The organism is Burkholderia cenocepacia, from assembly GCF_900446215.1.
Classification (GTDB): Bacteria; Pseudomonadota; Gammaproteobacteria; order Burkholderiales; family Burkholderiaceae; genus Burkholderia; species Burkholderia cenocepacia.
Genome location: NZ_UAQZ01000015.1, coordinates 241,501 through 257,989, shown reverse-complemented (window position 1 = coordinate 257,989; position 16,489 = coordinate 241,501). Strand labels below are relative to the sequence as shown.

19 protein-coding genes are annotated in these 16,489 nt (G+C 66.6%); 15 read left to right on the top strand and 4 right to left on the bottom strand.

Going from position 1 to position 16,489, the window contains the following annotated elements; translation table 11 throughout:
- Positions 1-8 precede the first annotated feature (8 nt).
- Both trmL and DTA15_RS30885 read right to left on the bottom strand, forming a co-directional pair.
- Positions 9-479 carry a tRNA (uridine(34)/cytosine(34)/5-carboxymethylaminomethyluridine(34)-2'-O)-methyltransferase TrmL gene (gene trmL / locus DTA15_RS30890; protein ID WP_006481560.1) on the bottom strand — a complete coding sequence of 157 codons (471 nt, stop codon included), beginning with the start codon at positions 477-479 and terminating at the stop codon, positions 9-11.
- Positions 480-581: 102 nt separating this feature from the next.
- On the bottom strand, positions 582-1,379 hold the full coding sequence (locus DTA15_RS30885; RefSeq protein WP_006481563.1) for a ComF family protein: 798 nt from the start codon (positions 1,377-1,379) through the stop codon (positions 582-584).
- A gap of 81 nt (positions 1,380-1,460) precedes the next feature.
- Between DTA15_RS30885 and DTA15_RS30880 the strand changes: the two genes are divergently transcribed.
- The 8 genes from DTA15_RS30880 to DTA15_RS30850 all read left to right on the top strand — a co-directional run bounded on the left by DTA15_RS30880 (position 1,461) and on the right by DTA15_RS30850 (position 8,553).
- Positions 1,461-2,426, top strand: a complete 966-nt coding sequence (locus DTA15_RS30880) for a methyltransferase domain-containing protein (protein ID WP_012492383.1) — start codon at positions 1,461-1,463, stop codon at positions 2,424-2,426.
- A 195-nt stretch (positions 2,427-2,621) separates the two neighbouring features.
- The gene (locus DTA15_RS30875) at positions 2,622-3,146 is read left to right on the top strand and encodes a DUF2244 domain-containing protein (protein ID WP_006486400.1); all 525 of its coding nucleotides are present in this window, start codon (positions 2,622-2,624) and stop codon (positions 3,144-3,146) included.
- Between the two features lie 56 nt (positions 3,147-3,202).
- Entirely contained in the window at positions 3,203-4,801 is a 1,599-nt protein-coding gene (gene coxB, locus DTA15_RS30870; RefSeq protein WP_006477730.1) for a cytochrome c oxidase subunit II, read from the top strand.
- 43 nt (positions 4,802-4,844) lie between these two features.
- Positions 4,845-6,452 (top strand): cytochrome c oxidase subunit I, encoded by a 1,608-nt coding sequence (ctaD, locus tag DTA15_RS30865; RefSeq protein ID WP_006477731.1) that lies wholly within the window; start codon positions 4,845-4,847, stop codon positions 6,450-6,452.
- 80 nt (positions 6,453-6,532) lie between these two features.
- The gene (locus tag DTA15_RS38755; protein WP_006486385.1) at positions 6,533-6,673 is read left to right on the top strand and encodes a cytochrome oxidase small assembly protein; all 141 of its coding nucleotides are present in this window, start codon (positions 6,533-6,535) and stop codon (positions 6,671-6,673) included.
- Positions 6,674-6,708: 35 nt separating this feature from the next.
- Positions 6,709-7,320, top strand: a complete 612-nt coding sequence (locus DTA15_RS30860; protein WP_006486387.1) for a cytochrome c oxidase assembly protein — start codon at positions 6,709-6,711, stop codon at positions 7,318-7,320.
- Between the two features lie 16 nt (positions 7,321-7,336).
- A complete protein-coding gene (locus DTA15_RS30855; RefSeq protein WP_006486367.1) occupies positions 7,337-7,537 on the top strand; it encodes a DUF2970 domain-containing protein in 201 nt (66 codons plus the stop codon).
- A 158-nt stretch (positions 7,538-7,695) separates the two neighbouring features.
- Positions 7,696-8,553, top strand: a complete 858-nt coding sequence (locus tag DTA15_RS30850) for a cytochrome c oxidase subunit 3 (protein ID WP_006486364.1) — start codon at positions 7,696-7,698, stop codon at positions 8,551-8,553.
- A 174-nt stretch (positions 8,554-8,727) separates the two neighbouring features.
- Here DTA15_RS30850 and DTA15_RS30845 read toward each other — a convergent pair whose 3' ends face one another.
- Positions 8,728-8,937, bottom strand: coding sequence for a twin transmembrane helix small protein (locus tag DTA15_RS30845; RefSeq protein ID WP_006477735.1), 210 nt, complete (start codon positions 8,935-8,937; stop codon positions 8,728-8,730).
- 84 nt (positions 8,938-9,021) lie between these two features.
- On the opposite strand from DTA15_RS30845, the gene DTA15_RS30840 reads away from it, so the two are divergent.
- The 5 genes from DTA15_RS30840 to DTA15_RS30820 are packed head-to-tail and all read left to right on the top strand — an operon-like array spanning position 9,022 to position 13,104.
- Positions 9,022-9,732, top strand: a complete 711-nt coding sequence (locus DTA15_RS30840; RefSeq protein WP_012492386.1) for an SURF1 family protein — start codon at positions 9,022-9,024, stop codon at positions 9,730-9,732.
- 60 nt (positions 9,733-9,792) lie between these two features.
- Positions 9,793-10,419, top strand: a complete 627-nt coding sequence (locus DTA15_RS30835) for an SCO family protein (protein WP_012492387.1) — start codon at positions 9,793-9,795, stop codon at positions 10,417-10,419.
- Positions 10,420-10,444: 25 nt separating this feature from the next.
- Complete coding sequence (locus tag DTA15_RS30830) at positions 10,445-11,557, top strand: COX15/CtaA family protein (RefSeq protein ID WP_006486378.1); 1,113 nt, start codon at positions 10,445-10,447, stop codon at positions 11,555-11,557.
- 8 nt (positions 11,558-11,565) lie between these two features.
- Positions 11,566-12,468: a heme o synthase gene (cyoE, locus tag DTA15_RS30825; RefSeq protein WP_006477738.1), complete on the top strand. Its 903-nt coding sequence runs from the start codon at positions 11,566-11,568 to the stop codon at positions 12,466-12,468.
- Between the two features lie 18 nt (positions 12,469-12,486).
- Positions 12,487-13,104 (top strand): SCO family protein, encoded by a 618-nt coding sequence (locus DTA15_RS30820; protein WP_012492388.1) that lies wholly within the window; start codon positions 12,487-12,489, stop codon positions 13,102-13,104.
- Between the two features lie 152 nt (positions 13,105-13,256).
- Here the strand turns inward: DTA15_RS30820 and DTA15_RS30815 are convergent, their stop codons facing one another.
- Positions 13,257-13,547 carry a YciI family protein gene (locus DTA15_RS30815; protein WP_006486398.1) on the bottom strand — a complete coding sequence of 97 codons (291 nt, stop codon included), beginning with the start codon at positions 13,545-13,547 and terminating at the stop codon, positions 13,257-13,259.
- 231 nt (positions 13,548-13,778) lie between these two features.
- On the opposite strand from DTA15_RS30815, the gene DTA15_RS30810 reads away from it, so the two are divergent.
- Together DTA15_RS30810 and DTA15_RS30805 are read left to right on the top strand one after the other, a co-directional pair.
- Complete coding sequence (locus DTA15_RS30810; RefSeq protein ID WP_012492389.1) at positions 13,779-15,416, top strand: methyl-accepting chemotaxis protein; 1,638 nt, start codon at positions 13,779-13,781, stop codon at positions 15,414-15,416.
- Positions 15,417-15,642: 226 nt separating this feature from the next.
- Positions 15,643-16,458 (top strand): MetQ/NlpA family ABC transporter substrate-binding protein, encoded by an 816-nt coding sequence (locus tag DTA15_RS30805; RefSeq protein WP_006486394.1) that lies wholly within the window; start codon positions 15,643-15,645, stop codon positions 16,456-16,458.
- Positions 16,459-16,489: the final 31 nt, after the last annotated feature.

Below are 16,489 nucleotides of genomic sequence, written 5' to 3'. Positions count from 1 at the left end.
GACGAGCGTCAGGCGCCGCCTTCGAAGCCGGCCTGGCGCCACGCCTCGAACACGACCACCGCGACCGTGTTCGACAGGTTCAGGCTGCGGTTGTCGGGTCGCATCGGCAGGCGCACGCGCTGTTCGTTCGGGAAGCGTTCGAGCAGCTCGGCCGGCAGGCCGCGCGTTTCCGAGCCGAACACGAACCAGTCGCCGGGCAGGAACGCACGATCGTGGAAGCGGCCCGAGCCGCGCGTCGTGAACGCGAACATCCGCGCGGGATCGGGCGCTTCGGAGGCGACGAATGCGTCCCAGTTGCGGTGCACGCGCATTTGCGCATACTCGTGATAGTCGAGGCCGGCGCGACGCATGCGCGCGTCGTCGAGCGGAAAGCCGAGCGGCTCGATCAGGTGCAGGTGCGCGCCGGTGTTCGCGCACAGGCGGATCACGTTGCCGGTGTTCGGCGGAATTTCGGGGGCGACGAGGACGACGTTGAACATGTTTCGGTTTGGCTGGGCCGGCCGGAGCCGCGCAACGCGCGCGGGCTCCCGGCCGACCGGTTCTTGACGGCCGCATTCGCGGCGGCCGGCCTCTCTCTCTAATTAATCCCTGGCGGTGCGCAGCGCAACCAGATTCGTCACGCGCGCGGCGCCCGCCGCCTTCAGCGCCTGCGCGGCCGCCGCGAGCGTCGCGCCGGACGTCATCACGTCGTCGACGAGCGCGATGTGGCGGCCGGCGACGCCGCCGGCCACCGCGAAAGCCGACATCACGTTGTCGCGCCGTGCGTGCCGGTCGAGCCGCGACTGCGGCGCGGTGTCGGCGACGCGCGTGAGCAAGGTTGCGTCCGCTTGCACGCGGAGCCGGCGCGCGAGCGGACGTGCGATCGCCCACGTCTGGTTGTAGCCGCGCGCGACGAGCCGCCGGTGCGACAGCGGCACCGGCGCAACGAGGTCGAAGCCGCTCGCGCCGTGCGTATCGTCGACCAGCCGGGCGAGCCGGGCCGCGAATTCGCCGCCGAGCGCGAGTCGCGCGTGAAACTTCAGGCCGCGCGCGAGCCCGTCGAGCGGTGCGCGGTAATCGGCAAGCGCGAGCGTCGCATCGAACGGCGGCGGCGCGGTGCGGCACGCGTCGCACCGGTACGCGGTCGCGCGGCCGGCGCCGGTACGACGGCCGCCAAGCGATCGCGCATGCCCGACGCCGAGCGGCAGCGCGCAGACCGCGCAGCGCAGCCTCGCTTCATTCCAGTACGCGGCATCGCAGGCGCCGCAAATCACTTCGTGTGACAAATTGCCGCACAACGCGCAGCGATTCGGCAATGCGACCGCGGCAACGCGCACGACCAGCGTTCGAACCTGCGACAAAACGACGCGCATCGTGCGCTCGGCGGAACCGCGGACCATCGCAACACTCCTGGCACGCCGCCTCAATGAAGCTTGCGAGGCGAGCGAGTATACTTCGGGCTCTTCGCCAGTGTGCCCGACATGTCCCCAGCTTCGACTTCAACCGGCCGTCCGGCCAATGACACCCGGCGCCTGCGGCGGATCTTCGACCGCCGTGCCGCCACGTTCGATGCGGTCGCGTTCCTGCCGCGCGAGATCGCGCAGCGGATGAACGAGCGCCTCGAATACATCAAGGTGAGCCCCGCGGCCGTACTCGACGCGGGCTGTGGCCCGGGCGACGACCTGCCGGCGCTGCGCGCGCGCTTTCCGGAGGCACCGGTGTTCGGCGTGGACCTGTCCGGCGCGATGCTCGCGCGGGCCGGCCAGCGCGAGGTCGAGCAGACCAACTGGCGCCGCTGGCTGCCGGCGTCGCTCGGCCGGGCGCTGGGCCAGCGCGGCCCGCGCGTCGCGCAGGCCGACTTCGCCGCGCTGCCGTTTCCCGGTGGCGCGTTCGACCTGATCTGGTCGAATCTCGCGCTCCACTGGCATTCGCGTCCCGATACGGTGTTTCCTGAATGGCAGCGCGTGCTGCGCGTGAACGGCCTGCTGATGTTCAGCACGCTCGGCCCGGACACGCTGCGCGAGCTGCGCGCGGCCTGCGCGGACGCCGAAGCGGCGCTCGGCATCGCGCCGCCCGCCGCGCGCGTGATCGATTTCGTCGACATGCACGACCTCGGCGACATGCTCGTCGAGAGCGGCTTCGAGATTCCCGTGATGGACCAGGAAGTGCTGACCGTCACCTACAAATCCCCCGACTCCCTGCTGGCCGACGTGCGCCGCTGGGGTGCCTATCCGTTCGGGCGCACGGCGCCGCAGCACGCGACGCGACGCTTTCGCGCGGCGCTCGGCGACGCGCTGGACGCGCGCCGGCGCGAGGACGGCACGATCCCGCTGACCTTCGAGGTGATCTACGGCCACGCGTGGAAGGCCGTGCCGCGCACGACCGCGGAAGGCCACGGGATCGTGCGCATCGAGGACATCGGCAAGGGGCGTCCGAAGAATCGGTAAAGCGGTAAAGAGGGGTTTTGTTATGTCTGAAATTAGCGGCGCAAAGCGGGGTCGAATTGGCGCCAAAAACGGCCGGAAAGCTTGTCGCACTTGGCTTGGCGGGCGATAGGCGCTTGCTTGTGGATGCCATTGAACCCGCCTATAATGCGTCAGCTTGTCGTCCCGGGGTCCCCGCAATACGGGGCGACGAGTCCGATGCAGGCATGCATCGCATGCCATTCGCGTGAGGCGGCGATGGAAGCAGCGAGGGTTTTGGCGGAGACGGCGGACAGCGAACCGGTCCTCGAAGACTGGCTCATGAAACGCAACTGTTCGGTGTCGCCACGCCAATTCGTGCTGTTTTATGCGTCGCTCGCGGGCTTCTCGCTGGCGATCGCGGCGTTGCTGATGTGGAGAGGGGTCTGGCTCGTCATGCCCTTCACCGGAATCGAGTTGCTGGCGGTGGGTGTCGCATTTGCGATCTATGCTCGCCATGCGGTCGATTACGAGCGCATCAGGCTGTTTCCGCACCGGCTCGTGATCGAGCGGATGGATGCGGAGCGGCTCACGCAGATCGAATTCAACCCGCGCTGGGTGCGGGTCGAGCCGGGTGCGACGCCACGCGATCCGATTCGGCTTGTATCGCGCGGGCAGACCGTCGTAATCGGGCAGCATCTCGCGCAGTACAAGCGTGCGCAGTTCGCCGACGAACTGCGCGTGTCGCTCAGGCGCTGCGGCTGACGAGGCGCGGTCATCGGCCGGACGAGGCCGGTGGCTTGCGACGGGGGAGGGTTTGAATGGAAATTTTGGGTAAGGATGCTATGAAAACAATCAAGCGAGCCCTCACGGGCGTGCTGGCATGCAGCGGATTGCTCTTTGCCGGTGCGGCCCTGGCGGTCGGTGATAGCCCGGGCGGCCCCCGTGTCAACGAGATCAACTTTCAGCCGCCTGTCACGAAGATCGCCGAGGAGCTCTACGATCTCCACACGATGATGCTGATCCTGTGTACGGTGATCTTCGTCGGCGTGTTCGGCGTGATGTTCTATTCGATCTTCGCGCACCGCAAATCCAAGGGCCACAAGGCCGCCAATTTCCATGAAAGCACGACCGTCGAGATCATCTGGACGATCGTGCCGTTCGTCATCGTCGTGCTGATGGCGCTGCCGGCGACGAAGGCCGTCGTCGCGATGAAGGACACGACGAACGCCGATCTCACGATCAAGGTCACCGGCTACCAGTGGAAGTGGGGCTACGACTACGTGAAGGGCCCGGGCGAGGGCATCGGCTTCCTGTCGACGCTGACCACCCCGCGCGACGAAGTGATGGGCAAGAAGCCGATCACCGACACCTATCTGCAGGAAGTCGACAATCCGCTCGTCGTGCCGGTCAACAAGAAGATCCGCATCATCACGACCGCGAACGACGTCGTCCACTCGTGGTACGTGCCCGCGTTCGGCGTGAAGCAGGATGCGATCCCCGGCTTCGTGCGCGACACGTGGTTCAAGGCCGACAAGGTCGGCACGTTCCGCGGCTTCTGTACCGAGCTGTGCGGCAAGGAGCACGCGTACATGCCGGTCGTCGTCGAAGTCCTGTCGGACGACGACTACGCGAAGTGGGTGACGGCGCAGAAGGCCAAGCTGGCCAGCGCGGCGGTCGACCCGAACAAGGTCTACACGATGGCCGAACTCGTCGCGCACGGCGAGGAAGTCTACAAGGCGAACTGCGCGGCCTGCCACCAGGTGAACGGCAAGGGCCTCGGCGCATTCCCGGCGATGGACGGCAGCCCGATCGTGAACGGCCCGATCGCCGCGCACGTCGAGCGCGTGCTGCACGGCAAGGGCGCGATGCCGTCGTGGGCGTCGCTGTCGGACCTCGACATCGCTTCGGTCGTCACGTACGAACGCAACTCGTGGGGCAACCACAAGAACGACCTGCTGCAGCCGAAGCAAGTGGCCGACGCACGCAACGGCAAGCTGCCGGAAGACACGGCAGGCGCGGCAACGGCAGCGGCCCCGGCGGAAGCGGCTTCGGCGCCGGCGCAAGCCGCGTCGGGCGCCGAGCAGCCGGCGGCAGCGGCATCGGCCGCGCTGTCGACGATCTACTTCGAGACGGGCAAGAGCGTGCTGCCGGCCGACGCGAAAGCGGCGATCGCCGCCGCGGCCGACTATGCGAAGGCACATCCGGACGCGAAGCTCGCGCTGTCGGGCTTCACCGACAAGACGGGCTCGGCCGACGCGAACGCCGAACTGGCGAAGCATCGGGCGCAGGCCGTGCGCGATGCGCTGAAGGCAGCAGGCGTGGCGGAAGACCACATTATTCTCAAAAAGCCGGAAACGATCACGGGCGGGGCTGACGCGAAGGAAGCCCGGCGTGTCGAGATCGGCCCGGCGGCTTGACGTGTCGCTGAGTTAGTCGACGTATTCGCATTAGGAGATTCTCATGTCTAGCATCGGGCACGACGTAGCCGCGGACCACGCGCACGACGACCACGCGCACGAAGCCCCGCACGGCTGGCGTCGCTGGCTGTTCGCCACCAACCACAAGGACATCGGTACGCTGTACCTGCTGTTCTCGTTCATCATGTTCCTGTCGGGCGGCGTGATGGCACTCGGCATCCGTGCCGAGCTGTTCGAGCCGGGCCTGCAGATCATGCGTCCGGAGTTCTTCAACGAACTCACGACGATGCACGGCCTGATCATGGTGTTCGGCGCGATCATGCCGGCGTTCGTCGGCTTCGCGAACTGGATGATTCCGCTGCAGATCGGCGCATCCGACATGGCGTTCGCGCGGATGAACAACTTCAGCTTCTGGCTGCTGCCGGTCGCGGCCGTGCTGCTGGTCGGTTCGTTCTTCGCGCCGGGCGGCGCGACGGCGGCCGGCTGGACGCTGTACGCACCGCTGTCGACGCAGATGGGCCCGGGCATGGACTTCGCGATCTTCGCGGTCCACATCATGGGCGCATCGTCGATCATGGGCGGGATCAACATCGTCGTGACGATCCTGAACATGCGCGCACCGGGCATGACGCTGATGAAGATGCCGATGTTCGCGTGGACGTGGCTGATCACCGCGTACCTGCTGATCGCCGTGATGCCGGTTCTGGCAGGCGCGATCACGATGGTGCTGTTCGACCGCCACTTCGGCACGTCGTTCTTCAATGCGGCAGGCGGCGGCGACCCGGTGATGTACCAGCACATCTTCTGGTTCTTCGGCCACCCCGAGGTGTACATCATGATTCTGCCGGCGTTCGGGATCGTGTCGCAGGTGATCCCGGCGTTCGCACGCAAGACGCTGTTCGGCTATAGCTCGATGGTGTACGCGACGGCGTCGATCGCGATCCTGTCGTTCATGGTCTGGGCGCACCACATGTTCGCCACGGGCATGCCGGTCACCGGCCAGCTGTTCTTCATGTACGCGACGATGCTGATCGCGGTGCCGACGGGCGTGAAGGTGTTCAACTGGCTCGCGACGATGTGGCGCGGCTCGATGACGTTCGAAACCCCGATGCTGTTCGCGATCGGCTTCCTGTTCGTGTTCACGTTCGGCGGCCTGACGGGCCTGATGCTCGCGATGGCGCCGCTCGACATCCAGTATCACGGCACCTACTTCGTGGTCGCGCACTTCCACTACGTGCTGGTGGCCGGCTCGCTGTTCGCGCTGTTCTCGGGCTGGTACTACTGGGCGCCGAAGTGGACGGGCTGGATGTACAACGAGACGCGCGGCAAGATCCACTTCTGGGCGTCGATGATCTTCTTCAACCTGACGTTCTTCCCGATGCACTTCGTCGGTCTCGCGGGCATGCCGCGCCGCTATGCGGACTACCCGGCGCAGTTCACGGACTTCAACCAGGTGGCGACGATCGGTGCATTCGGCTTCGGCCTCGCGCAGGTGTACTTCCTGTTCGCGGTCGCGCTGCCGGCCTACCGTGGCGGCGGCGAGCTGGAAAAGGCGTCGGACAAGCCGTGGGATGGCGCGACGGGCCTCGAGTGGACGGTCCCGAGCCCGGCTCCGTTCCACACGTTCGAGCAACCGCCGCACGTCGAATAAGTTTCACCTAGCGTTCCGCCGCTGCCTGCCGCGCAGGCAGGCGCGGCGGGCGCGAAACGGAAGTTTCAGCGAAGTTTCAGATGACCCGGAATCCACAAGAAAGACGAACGCCCGAGCAGATCCGCGCGGGCAACAAGCGGCTCGGCCTCACCCTGCTCGTCATCGCCGCCGTTTTTTTTGTGGGTGTCGTGATCAAGCAGTGGTGGCTGTCCACCCACTGATGCAGTAACTGACGCAGTAGCGAGGAAGTCGTCGTATGTCGAAGCCGGAAGAGGGCGCCGCGGATCGCGCGTTCAATCGTTCGATGCTGGTGAAGCTCTTCGTCGTGGCCGGGCTGATGTTCGGTTTCGGCTTCGCGCTGATCCCGATGTATCGGGCGATCTGCCAGATCACCGGCATCAACAACCTGGTGCAGCGCGATGTCAGCGAGCGCGAGGTGAAGAACTCGCAGGTCGACTACAGCCGCACGGTGTCGGTCGAGTTCGATGCGAACGCGCGCGGGCCGCTCGGCTTCAAGCCGGAGCACAACAGTCTCGACGTGCATCCGGGCGAACTGACGACGATCGTGTACGACGTGACGAACGGGCAGGGCCGGCCGGTCGTCGCGCAGGCGATTCCGAGCTACGCGCCGAAGCAGGCGACGGAGTTCTTCAAGAAGATCGAGTGCTTTTGCTTCACGCAGCAGACGCTGACCGCGAACGAGTCGCGCAAGATGCCGGTGGTGTTCGTGATCGACCCGAAATTGCCGAAGGACGTGAAGACGATCACGCTGTCGTACACGTTCTTCGAGCTGAATACCCCGGCCACGCCGGCCCCGGCGCAGCGGAGTACGGCGGCGGCGCAGGGTGCGGCGAAGCCGGATGCATGACGACGGAGGCGGGGCGATGACGGAGGTCAAGCGGAGCGGTACGTTCGGTCAGGCGCTGAAAGCGGTGCTGTGGTCGTTCTTCGGGGTGCGCAAGCGGCGCGACCTGGAGGCCGACGCGACGCAGCTCAATCCGCTGCACGTGCTGATCGTCGCGTTGATCGCGGCCGGCGTGTTCATCGGCGTGCTGATCCTGATCGTGCGTGCCGTCGTGGGTTGAGGGCGCAGTTAGCGGCTAGCGGCCCGCGGCGACGAAAGAATGCAGTGCGCGGCGCCACGGCGCGGCGTGCAGGAAAGAGCGGTGGCGGTCTCGCCGCGCAAGAAATAAAGCCGGAGCGGTTTCCGGTACACAAATTGGACTGAAGTGGAGAATCAAGCATGAGCGGTCAAAACCAGACCCCGTACTATTTCGTGCCGCATCCGTCGCAGCATCCGATCAGCGCGGCCATCGGCCTGCTGGTCATGCTCGGCTCGGTAGCGCTGTGGATCAACGGTCACGACTGGGCGCCGTTTACGGCGCTGCTCGGCCTGCTGTGGTTGCTCTTCACGCTGTATCACTGGTTCGGCGACGCGATCGCCGAATCGGAAGGCGGTCATTACGGCAAGAACGTCGACAAGTCGTACCGCTGGAGCATGAGCTGGTTCATCTTCTCGGAAGTGATGTTCTTCGGCGCGTTCTTCGGCGCGCTGTTCTATGCGCGTGAAATCGCGCTGCACCAGCTCGGCAGCCTCGACTACAAGCTGATCTGGCCGGACTTCTCCGCCGTGTGGCCGAACGAAGGCCCCGCCGCGCTCGCCGGTCACTTCAAGACGATGGGCCCGTGGCCGGTCCCGACGCTGAACACCGCGTTCCTGCTGTCTTCGGGCGTGACGCTGACGATCTCGCACCACGCGCTGCGTGACGATCATCGCAAGAAGGCGATCGCGTGGCTGGCCGCGACGCTCGTGTTCGGTATCTGCTTCCTGTTCCTGCAGGGCTTCGAGTACTACCACGCGTACAACGAACTGAACCTGACGCTGAACTCGGGCGTGTACGGTTCGACGTTCTTCCTGCTGACGGGCTTCCACGGCTTCCACGTGTTCCTCGGCGGCACGATGCTCGCGGTGGTGCTGGTGCGCATGATCCGCGGCCACTTCAAGCCCGATCACCACTTCGCCTTCGAAGGCGCCGCGTGGTACTGGCACTTCGTCGACGTCGTCTGGCTCGGCCTGTACGTCGTCGTCTACTGGCTGTAAATGGAACGACGGCCCGCGCAGCAATGCGCGGGCCGTTTTCATTGGTGTCGAGCGCGCGGCGGCGAAGCCGCGAGCGACACCACCCTGGCGCCGCCGCGACTCAGTCAGGCGGCGCTTTTGCTTGGTGGCGCGGCCGTGCGGCGAAATGTCACAGCGGCCGGCGCGGCAACGGCATCAACGCCCGATCGGCAGGCCGGTCGAATGGATCCAGCCCATCCAGTTCGCGAACAGGATGAGCAGGAACAGCGACACCGACAGCCCGACGCGGGTGGCGAGCGACCAGACCATGCGCTTCGTATGGCCGCGGTCGTGCATCATGAAGTAGAGCGCCGAGCCCATGCTGGCAATGATGAGGACGAAGGCGATGGGAACGAGTATGTGCATGACACGAACCGGACGACGGCAATTCGAAAGGAAGAGGATAATTATCGCACTTCGCTTTCGCGCAGGTGCCGGGCGGGCCGCATGATGAAGATCCGCTGGCTGCCCGCGTTGCTGATCCTCGTCGTCGTCGCCGTCACGATCCGTCTCGGTTTCTGGCAGCGCGACCGCGCGCACCAGAAGGAAGCGCTGCAGGCGAGCATCGAGCGCTACGAGCAGGCGGCCCCTGTCGACATCGGCGCGCAGCCGGTTCCGCTCGCGTCGATCGAGTTTCATCGCGTGCGGGCAAAGGGCCGTTTCATGCCCGAGCAAGCGGTGTTCCTCGACAATCGGCCGTATAACGACCAGCCGGGTTTTTACGTCGTGATGCCGTTTAAACTCACGGGCGGCGGCGTCGTGCTCGTGAACCGCGGGTGGCTGCCGCGCAATATCGCCGATCGCACGGCGATCGAGCCGTTCGCGACGCCGGCGGGCGACGTCGAGATCGTCGGCATCGCGCGCGCCGATGCGTCGCGCGCGTTCGAGCTCGGCGAAGGCGGGTCGGCCGCGCATCAGAAGATCCGGCAGAACCTCGACGTCGCCGCGTATGCGAAGGAAACCGGGCTGCCGCTGCAGCCGTTCGTGATCCAGCAGACGAGCGACGACGGCGACAAACTCGTGCGCGACTGGCCGGCGGCGACGACCGGCGTCGAGCGCAATTACGGTTACATGTTTCAGTGGTGGGCGATGGCGGCGGCCGCGCTCGGCTTCGGGCTGTACGCCGCGCGGCGTGCGGCGAAGAAGTCGGCCGGCGCGTGAGCGTCATGCCAGGACGCGGCGAGCGCGCCGCGGGTTCGTTTCGAGAGGTCTGATTTGTCCATGCAATCTCCACGTCAGGGTCCGGCCGCTGCGCCGATGTCGCCCGCGGCCCGCAAGCGCGGCCGCTGGATGCTCGTGCTGCTGGGTCTCGTGTGCGCCGCGCCGATGATCGCGTCGTACTTCACCTATTACGTGATCAAGCCGAAGGGCGGGTCGACCAACTACGGCACGCTGATCGAGCCGCAGCGCCCGATCCCGGCGGATCTGCAGGTCACCGACGAAGCCGGCAAGACGGTGCCGCTGTCGTCGCTGCGCGGCGTCTGGCTGTTCGTGATGACCGACCGCAGCGCGTGCGACGACGCGTGCGCGCAGAAGCTCTATTTCATGCGCCAGATCCGCGTCACGCAGGCGGGAGAACGGCACCGGATCACGATGGTGTGGCTGCGCAGCGATGCGGGCGCGGTGCCGCAGAAGGTGCTGGACGCGTATCCGGACACGCGCCGGCTCGTCGCCGATCCGGCCGCGGTGGCCGCGTGGCTGCCGGCCGACGCCGGCACGAAGGACAGCGACCACATCTACATGGTCGACCCGAACGGCAACCTGATGATGCGTTTCCCGAAAGACCCGAATCCCAGCAAGATCAAGTCGGACGTGACGAAGCTGCTGAAGTGGTCGAGCATCGGTTAAGGCGAGAGAACGAGGCACCATTCCGATGTCGTATCTACTGCAACTCGGCCTGATCGGCTTGTGCATCGCGCTGCTGCCGCTGTCGTACGTGTGGGTGAAGGCCGACGACGACAAGTTTCGCAAGCTCGTGTGGATCACCACCTTCCTGACCCTCGACCTCGTGATGTTCGGCGGCTTCACGCGGCTGACCGATTCGGGGCTCGGCTGTCCCGACTGGCCAGGCTGCTACGGCACGTCGTCGCCGTTCATCGCGCACGCGGCGATCACGGCCGCGCACCAGGCGATGCCGACCGGGCCGGTCAGCATGACGAAGGCGTGGATCGAGATGATCCACCGCTATTTCGCGATGGCGATCGGCGTGCTGATCATCGCGCAGACCGTGATCGCATGGGCCGCGCGGCTGCGTCGCCGCCCGCTGCACGTGTCGCCGTGGTGGCCGACGAGCCTGCTGCTGCTGATTCTCGTGCAGGGCGCGTTCGGCGCATGGACGGTCACGATGAAGCTGCAACCGGTGATCGTCACGATCCACTTGCTGCTCGGCCTCACGCTGCTCGGCACGCTGGGTTGGCTCGCGGCGCGCCAGACGCCGCTGCCGTCGTATGACCCCGAGGCCGGGCGTTACCGCGCGGCCGCGCTCGCGGCGCTCGTGCTGCTGGTCGTGCAGATCGCGCTCGGCGGCTGGGTGAGCACGAACTACGCGGTGCTCGCGTGCACCGACTTCCCGACCTGCAACGGCCAGTGGATTCCGCCGATGGACTTCCAGCACGGCTTTCACCTGTGGCGCGCGCTCGGGATGACGAAGGACGGCGACGCGATCACGCAGGACGCGCTGGTCGCGATCCACTGGACGCACCGCACGTTCGCGTTCGTCGTGGTCGCGTACCTGGTCGCGTTCGCGCTGAAGATGCGCCGCTTCGAATCGCTGCGGCGGCCCGCGAACGGCGTGCTGCTGGTCGTCCTGCTGCAGTTCGTGACGGGCCTGACCAACATCGTGCTGCAGTGGCCGCTGCCCGTCGCCGTCGCGCACAACGGCGGGGCCGCGATCCTGCTGCTGCTCGTCGTCATGTTAAACTTTCGCATCCTTTCAAGCCGCCCCGGCCGTGTCGCGCAGCCTGCGCGCGACGCCGCCCCGGCGTGACCGCCCCCATGCAAAGCACCCTCTCCCAATCGCCCGGTAGCCGCTTTTCCCAGTACATGGCGCTGACGAAGCCGCGTGTCACGCAGCTCGCGGTGTTCTGCGCGGTGATCGGCATGTTCCTCGCGACGCCGGGCATGGTGCCGTGGCATGTGCTGATCGGCGGCACCGTCGGCATCTGGCTGCTGGCCGGCGCCGCGTTCGCGATCAACTGCCTCGTCGAACAGAAGATCGACGCGATGATGCGCCGCACCGCATGGCGCCCGTCCGCGCGCGGCGAGATCACGACGCCGCAGATCCTGCTGTTCTCGGCCGTGCTCGGCAGCGTCGGCGCATGGACGCTCTATACGTTCACGAATCCGTTGACGATGTGGCTGACGATCGCGACGTTCGTCGGCTACGCGGTGATCTACACGCTGCTGCTCAAGCCGATGACGCCGCAGAACATCGTGATCGGCGGCGCGTCGGGCGCGATGCCGCCGGCGCTCGGCTGGGCCGCCGTCACCGGCGCGGTGCCGGGCGACGCGTGGATCCTCGTGCTGATCATCTTCGTGTGGACGCCGCCGCATTTCTGGGTGCTCGCGCTCTATCGCCGCAAGGATTACGAGAACGCGGGGCTGCCGATGCTGCCCGTCACGCACGGCGAGAAGTTCACGCGGCTGCACATCCTGCTGTACACGGTGATCCTGTTCGCGGTCACGCTGATGCCCTTCATTTCCGGGATGAGCGGGGCCGTCTACCTGACGAGCGCGGTACTGCTCGGCGCGGTGTTCCTCGCGTATGCGTGGAAGATCCATCGCGACTATTCGGACGAACTCGCCCGCAAGGCCTTCCGCTACTCGATCGTCTATCTGTCGCTGCTGTTTGCCGCGCTGCTCGTCGATCACTACGCACGCCCGCTGCTCGGCGTGTAACCGCACGGTTTGAACGCAATGCTCCCATCACGGTTCGGGCGCCGCGCGCGCCAAGGCTGGATGCTCGCGTGCGCATTCACGGCAGCGCTGCTGCTCGCGGGATGCGACAACGCGCCGAAATTCCAGAATCTCGACATCACCGGCAACACGCAGTTCGGCAGCGACTTCGCGCTGCCCGATACGAGCGGCAAGGTCCGCACGCTCGCCGACTTCAAGGGCAAGGCCGTCGTGATGTTCTTCGGCTATACGCATTGCCCGGACGTGTGCCCGACCACGATGGCGGAATTGTCCGAAGCGCTGAAGCAGCTCGGGCCGGATGCCGCGAAGCGCGTGCAGGTGCTGTTCGTCACCGTCGATCCGGAGCGCGACACGCCGGCGCTGCTCGGCCAGTACGTGCCCGCGTTCGATCCGTCGTTCATCGGCCTGCGGCCGGCCGACGAAGCGGCGCTCAAGAAGGTCACGAAGGATTTCCGCGTGTACTACGCGAAGGTGCCCGGCAAGACGCCCGGCAGCTACACGATGGATCACACGGCCGCGAGCTACGTGTTCGACCGCGACGGCAAGCTGCGCCTGTTCGTGCGCGACGGCCAGGGCCCGGCCCCGTGGGTCCACGACCTGAAGCTGCTGGTCGACTGACCGGCCGCCGCCGGGCGCCCGCCCGGCGTTTCGCGTGACGGCCGTGTTCGCGCCGTCACGTTTCCCCGCTCTCATCGTTGCGCGCATGCGCTGCCCGCCGGGCGGCGCGTCGGCATGCGCGCGTATTGCGCACGTATTGCGCCGAAGCCGCGTTACGGCAGCGCCGGCACGTTGAAGCCCGACGCGGCGCGGGTGATCCGGAATTCCGTCACGCGATACGTGGCGAGCCCCTCGGTGACGAACGGGTCGGTCTCGAGGATCGCGTCGAGTGCGTCGCGATCGATGCGGGCCGCGAGGATCATGCCGCCTGCGCGCGGCACCTTCGGCCCCGCCGCGATGAAGATGCCCTTGTCGAACTGCGGCTGCAGGTACGCGCGATGGCGTTCGAGCGCGTCGTCGATGCGCTCGAGCGACGCGGTGTAGTGGATGTCGATGACGTACATGGATGCCCCTGGAATGATGCCGGCGCTTCGCGCGCCGGCCAGCCGGTCTTTTTAGCACAGCGGATGCGGGCTGTCGCGCCGGCGCGCCGCGTGGGGGCCTGTCGATCGCCGGTTCGCCGCGGCGACGCGTATTCAAGATGTAAGCCTCGTTGCCGTAAATAAAAGAGCAACCGTTTGCGCGCGGCCGGCCGTTCGCGCGTCGGATGCATCGACATCGACAGAGGCACGCAGATGAGCAGAATGAGTTTGAACCGCAAGCTGTGGCTCGCGCTTGCGCTGGTATGGATCGGTCTTCTGGGCGTCGGCGCATGGAGCGCCTACGAGACGCGCGCGACGATGCTCGCCGAACGCAAGGCCGGCATCGCGAATCTCGTCGACTCGGCGGCGGGCATCGTGAAGGCCTATCACGCGCTCGCGCAGAGCGGCACGCTGCCCGAGGCCAACGCGAAGCGCGACGCGCTCGCGAGCCTCGCCGCGATGCGCTACGGCGATTCGGGCTACGTGTTCGTGATGGATTCGAAGCCGGTCGTGCTGATGCATCCGACGCTGCCGAAACTCGTCAACACGCAGGTCGGCGACTATCTCGATCCGGACGGCAAGCCGCTGTTCGTGACGATCCTGAACGCGGCGAAGGCGACCGGCAGCGGCTTCGCCGAATATCGCGGGCGGCTGCCGCACAGCGAGACGGCCGTGCCGAAGATCAGCTACGTCACGCGGTTCGCGCCGTGGGACTGGAATATCTCGAGCGGCGTGTTCCTGAAGGACATCGACACCGTGTACTACCGGACGCTGTTCGGCCATCTGGCCATGGTGTTCGTGATCGGCTTCGTGATCAGCGCGGCGATGCTGGTGATCATCCGCAACGTGCGCGGCAGCCTCGGCGGCGAGCCGGACGAAGCGGTCGCGCTCGCGACGCGCATCGCGCAGGGCGACCTCACGCAGCCGGTGCCGGTGCGCGCGGGCGATCGCACCAGCATGATGGCCGCGATGCACGACATGCAGGCACGGTTGCAGGCGACGATCGGCGGGATTCGCCAGTCGGCCGAATCGATCGCGTCGGCGAGCCGCCAGATTTCGGCCGGCAACGACGACCTGTCGCAGCGCACCGAGGAGCAGGCCGCGTCGCTCGAGGAAACCGCCGCGAGCATGGAGCAGTTGACCGCGACGGTGAAGCAGAACGCGGACAACGCGCGGCAGGCGAGCGGGCTCGCGAACAATGCGTCGGACATCGCGCGTGCGGGCAGCGACGTCGTGAACCGCGTGATCGGCACGATGGGCGAGATCGACGACAGCTCGCGCAAGATCGCCGACATCATCGGCGTGATCGAGGGCATCGCGTTCCAGACCAACATCCTCGCGCTGAACGCGGCGGTCGAAGCCGCGCGCGCGGGCGAGCAGGGCCGCGGCTTCGCGGTGGTCGCGGGCGAGGTGCGCTCGCTCGCGCAGCGCAGCGCGACGGCCGCGAAGGAGATCCGCGCGCTGATCGTCGATTCGGTCGAGCGCGTGCGCAACGGCTCGACGCTGGTCGGCCAGGCCGGCACGACGATGGGCGAGATCCTGCAGGCGGTCGCACGCGTGACCGACATCATGGGCGAGATCGCGGCGGCGTCCGAGGAGCAGGCGAGCGGCATCACGCAGGTCGGCCGCGCGGTCACGCAGATGGACCAGGTGACGCAGCAGAATGCGGCGCTGGTCGAGGAAGCGGCCGCGGCCGCTGCGTCGCTGCAGGAACAGGCCGCGCGGCTGCGCGACGCGGTCGGCGCGTTCCGGGTCGCCAATACCGGCGGCCCGTCGCCGCGCGGGACCGGTGCATGGGCGGCCGAGCCGGCTTTCGGCACGAAGGCGGCCGACGAGACGGTGGCGGCGTGACGTGTATCGGCCGATCGGCCGATGGACCAATGGGCCGATGCGTCGAGGAAAAATGCAACTAACGGCCGAGTTGTGCGGCGGCCGCCGGCACTGCGCTGGTGCATACCCATATGAGCGGGATGTATTTCACTTCCCGCCGATCCTGTGACACCATTTGGCCCTTCCTGCGAGTCCGGGCATACCCGTATCGCGCCCCATTTCCAGTAAGCAAGAAAGCGAGAAACAGATGAAGCGTCGCAGTCTCCTGAAGGTATTTTCCGTGCTGGCCACCGGCGCCGCGCTGACGCTGTCGGCAGGCGCGCACGCCGAAGACAAGGTGATCAAGGTCGGCACGGTCGCCGGCCCGGATTCGGAAGTGTGGCAAGTCGTGCAGAAGGTCGCGAAAGAGAAGGAAGGCCTGAACGTGAAGGTCATCGAGTTCAACGACTACGTGCAGCCGAACGCGGCGCTCGATTCGGGCGATCTCGACGCGAACAGCTTCCAGCACCAGCCCTACCTCGACAGCCAGGTGAAGCAGCGCGGCTACAAGATCGTCAGCGCGGGCCTGACCTACATCTCGCCGATCGGCGTGTACTCGAAGAAGTTCAAGTCGCTGAAGGATCTGCCGCAGGGCGCGAAGCTCGCGGTGCCGAACGATCCGTCGAACGAGAACCGCGCGCTGCTGCTGCTGCAGACGCAAGGCGTGATCAAGCTGAAGGCCGGCGCCGGCACGGGCGGCAACAACGCGACGGTGCTCGACATCGCCGAGAACCCGAAGAAGCTGAAGATCTCCGAACTCGACGCCGCGCAACTGCCGCGCGTGCTGTCGGACGTCGACGCGGCCGTGATCAACACGAACTACGCGCTGGCCGCGAATCTGCAGCCGACCAAGGACGCGATCGCGCTCGAATCGCTGACGAGCCCGTACGCGAACCTGATCGCCGTGCGCGCGAAGGACAAGGATCAGCCGTGGGTGAAGAAGCTGGTCAAGGCGTACCAGTCGCCGGAAGTGAAGGAATTCATCAAGAAGCAGTTCAAGGGCTCGATGGTCGCGTCGTTCTGAACGCCGCTCACCGGTCGGACCGCTGAACGAA

Excerpts from the sequence above, each read along its gene's own strand:
- trmL (WP_006481560.1), bottom strand. The coding sequence starts at position 479 with ATGTTCAACGTCGTCCTCGTCGCCCCCGAAATTCCGCCGAACACCGGC.
- DTA15_RS30885 (WP_006481563.1), bottom strand. The coding sequence starts at position 1,379 with ATGGTCCGCGGTTCCGCCGAGCGCACGATGCGCGTCGTTTTGTCGCAG.
- DTA15_RS30880 (WP_012492383.1), top strand. The coding sequence starts at position 1,461 with ATGTCCCCAGCTTCGACTTCAACCGGCCGTCCGGCCAATGACACCCGG.
- DTA15_RS30875 (WP_006486400.1), top strand. The coding sequence starts at position 2,622 with ATGCAGGCATGCATCGCATGCCATTCGCGTGAGGCGGCGATGGAAGCA.
- coxB (WP_006477730.1), top strand. The coding sequence starts at position 3,203 with ATGGAAATTTTGGGTAAGGATGCTATGAAAACAATCAAGCGAGCCCTC.
- ctaD (WP_006477731.1), top strand. The coding sequence starts at position 4,845 with ATGTCTAGCATCGGGCACGACGTAGCCGCGGACCACGCGCACGACGAC.
- DTA15_RS38755 (WP_006486385.1), top strand. The coding sequence starts at position 6,533 with ATGACCCGGAATCCACAAGAAAGACGAACGCCCGAGCAGATCCGCGCG.
- DTA15_RS30860 (WP_006486387.1), top strand. The coding sequence starts at position 6,709 with ATGTCGAAGCCGGAAGAGGGCGCCGCGGATCGCGCGTTCAATCGTTCG.
- DTA15_RS30855 (WP_006486367.1), top strand. The coding sequence starts at position 7,337 with ATGACGGAGGTCAAGCGGAGCGGTACGTTCGGTCAGGCGCTGAAAGCG.
- DTA15_RS30850 (WP_006486364.1), top strand. The coding sequence starts at position 7,696 with ATGAGCGGTCAAAACCAGACCCCGTACTATTTCGTGCCGCATCCGTCG.
- DTA15_RS30845 (WP_006477735.1), bottom strand. The coding sequence starts at position 8,937 with ATGCACATACTCGTTCCCATCGCCTTCGTCCTCATCATTGCCAGCATG.
- DTA15_RS30840 (WP_012492386.1), top strand. The coding sequence starts at position 9,022 with ATGAAGATCCGCTGGCTGCCCGCGTTGCTGATCCTCGTCGTCGTCGCC.
- DTA15_RS30835 (WP_012492387.1), top strand. The coding sequence starts at position 9,793 with ATGCAATCTCCACGTCAGGGTCCGGCCGCTGCGCCGATGTCGCCCGCG.
- DTA15_RS30830 (WP_006486378.1), top strand. The coding sequence starts at position 10,445 with ATGTCGTATCTACTGCAACTCGGCCTGATCGGCTTGTGCATCGCGCTG.
- cyoE (WP_006477738.1), top strand. The coding sequence starts at position 11,566 with ATGCAAAGCACCCTCTCCCAATCGCCCGGTAGCCGCTTTTCCCAGTAC.
- DTA15_RS30820 (WP_012492388.1), top strand. The coding sequence starts at position 12,487 with ATGCTCCCATCACGGTTCGGGCGCCGCGCGCGCCAAGGCTGGATGCTC.
- DTA15_RS30815 (WP_006486398.1), bottom strand. The coding sequence starts at position 13,547 with ATGTACGTCATCGACATCCACTACACCGCGTCGCTCGAGCGCATCGAC.
- DTA15_RS30810 (WP_012492389.1), top strand. The coding sequence starts at position 13,779 with ATGAGCAGAATGAGTTTGAACCGCAAGCTGTGGCTCGCGCTTGCGCTG.
- DTA15_RS30805 (WP_006486394.1), top strand. The coding sequence starts at position 15,643 with ATGAAGCGTCGCAGTCTCCTGAAGGTATTTTCCGTGCTGGCCACCGGC.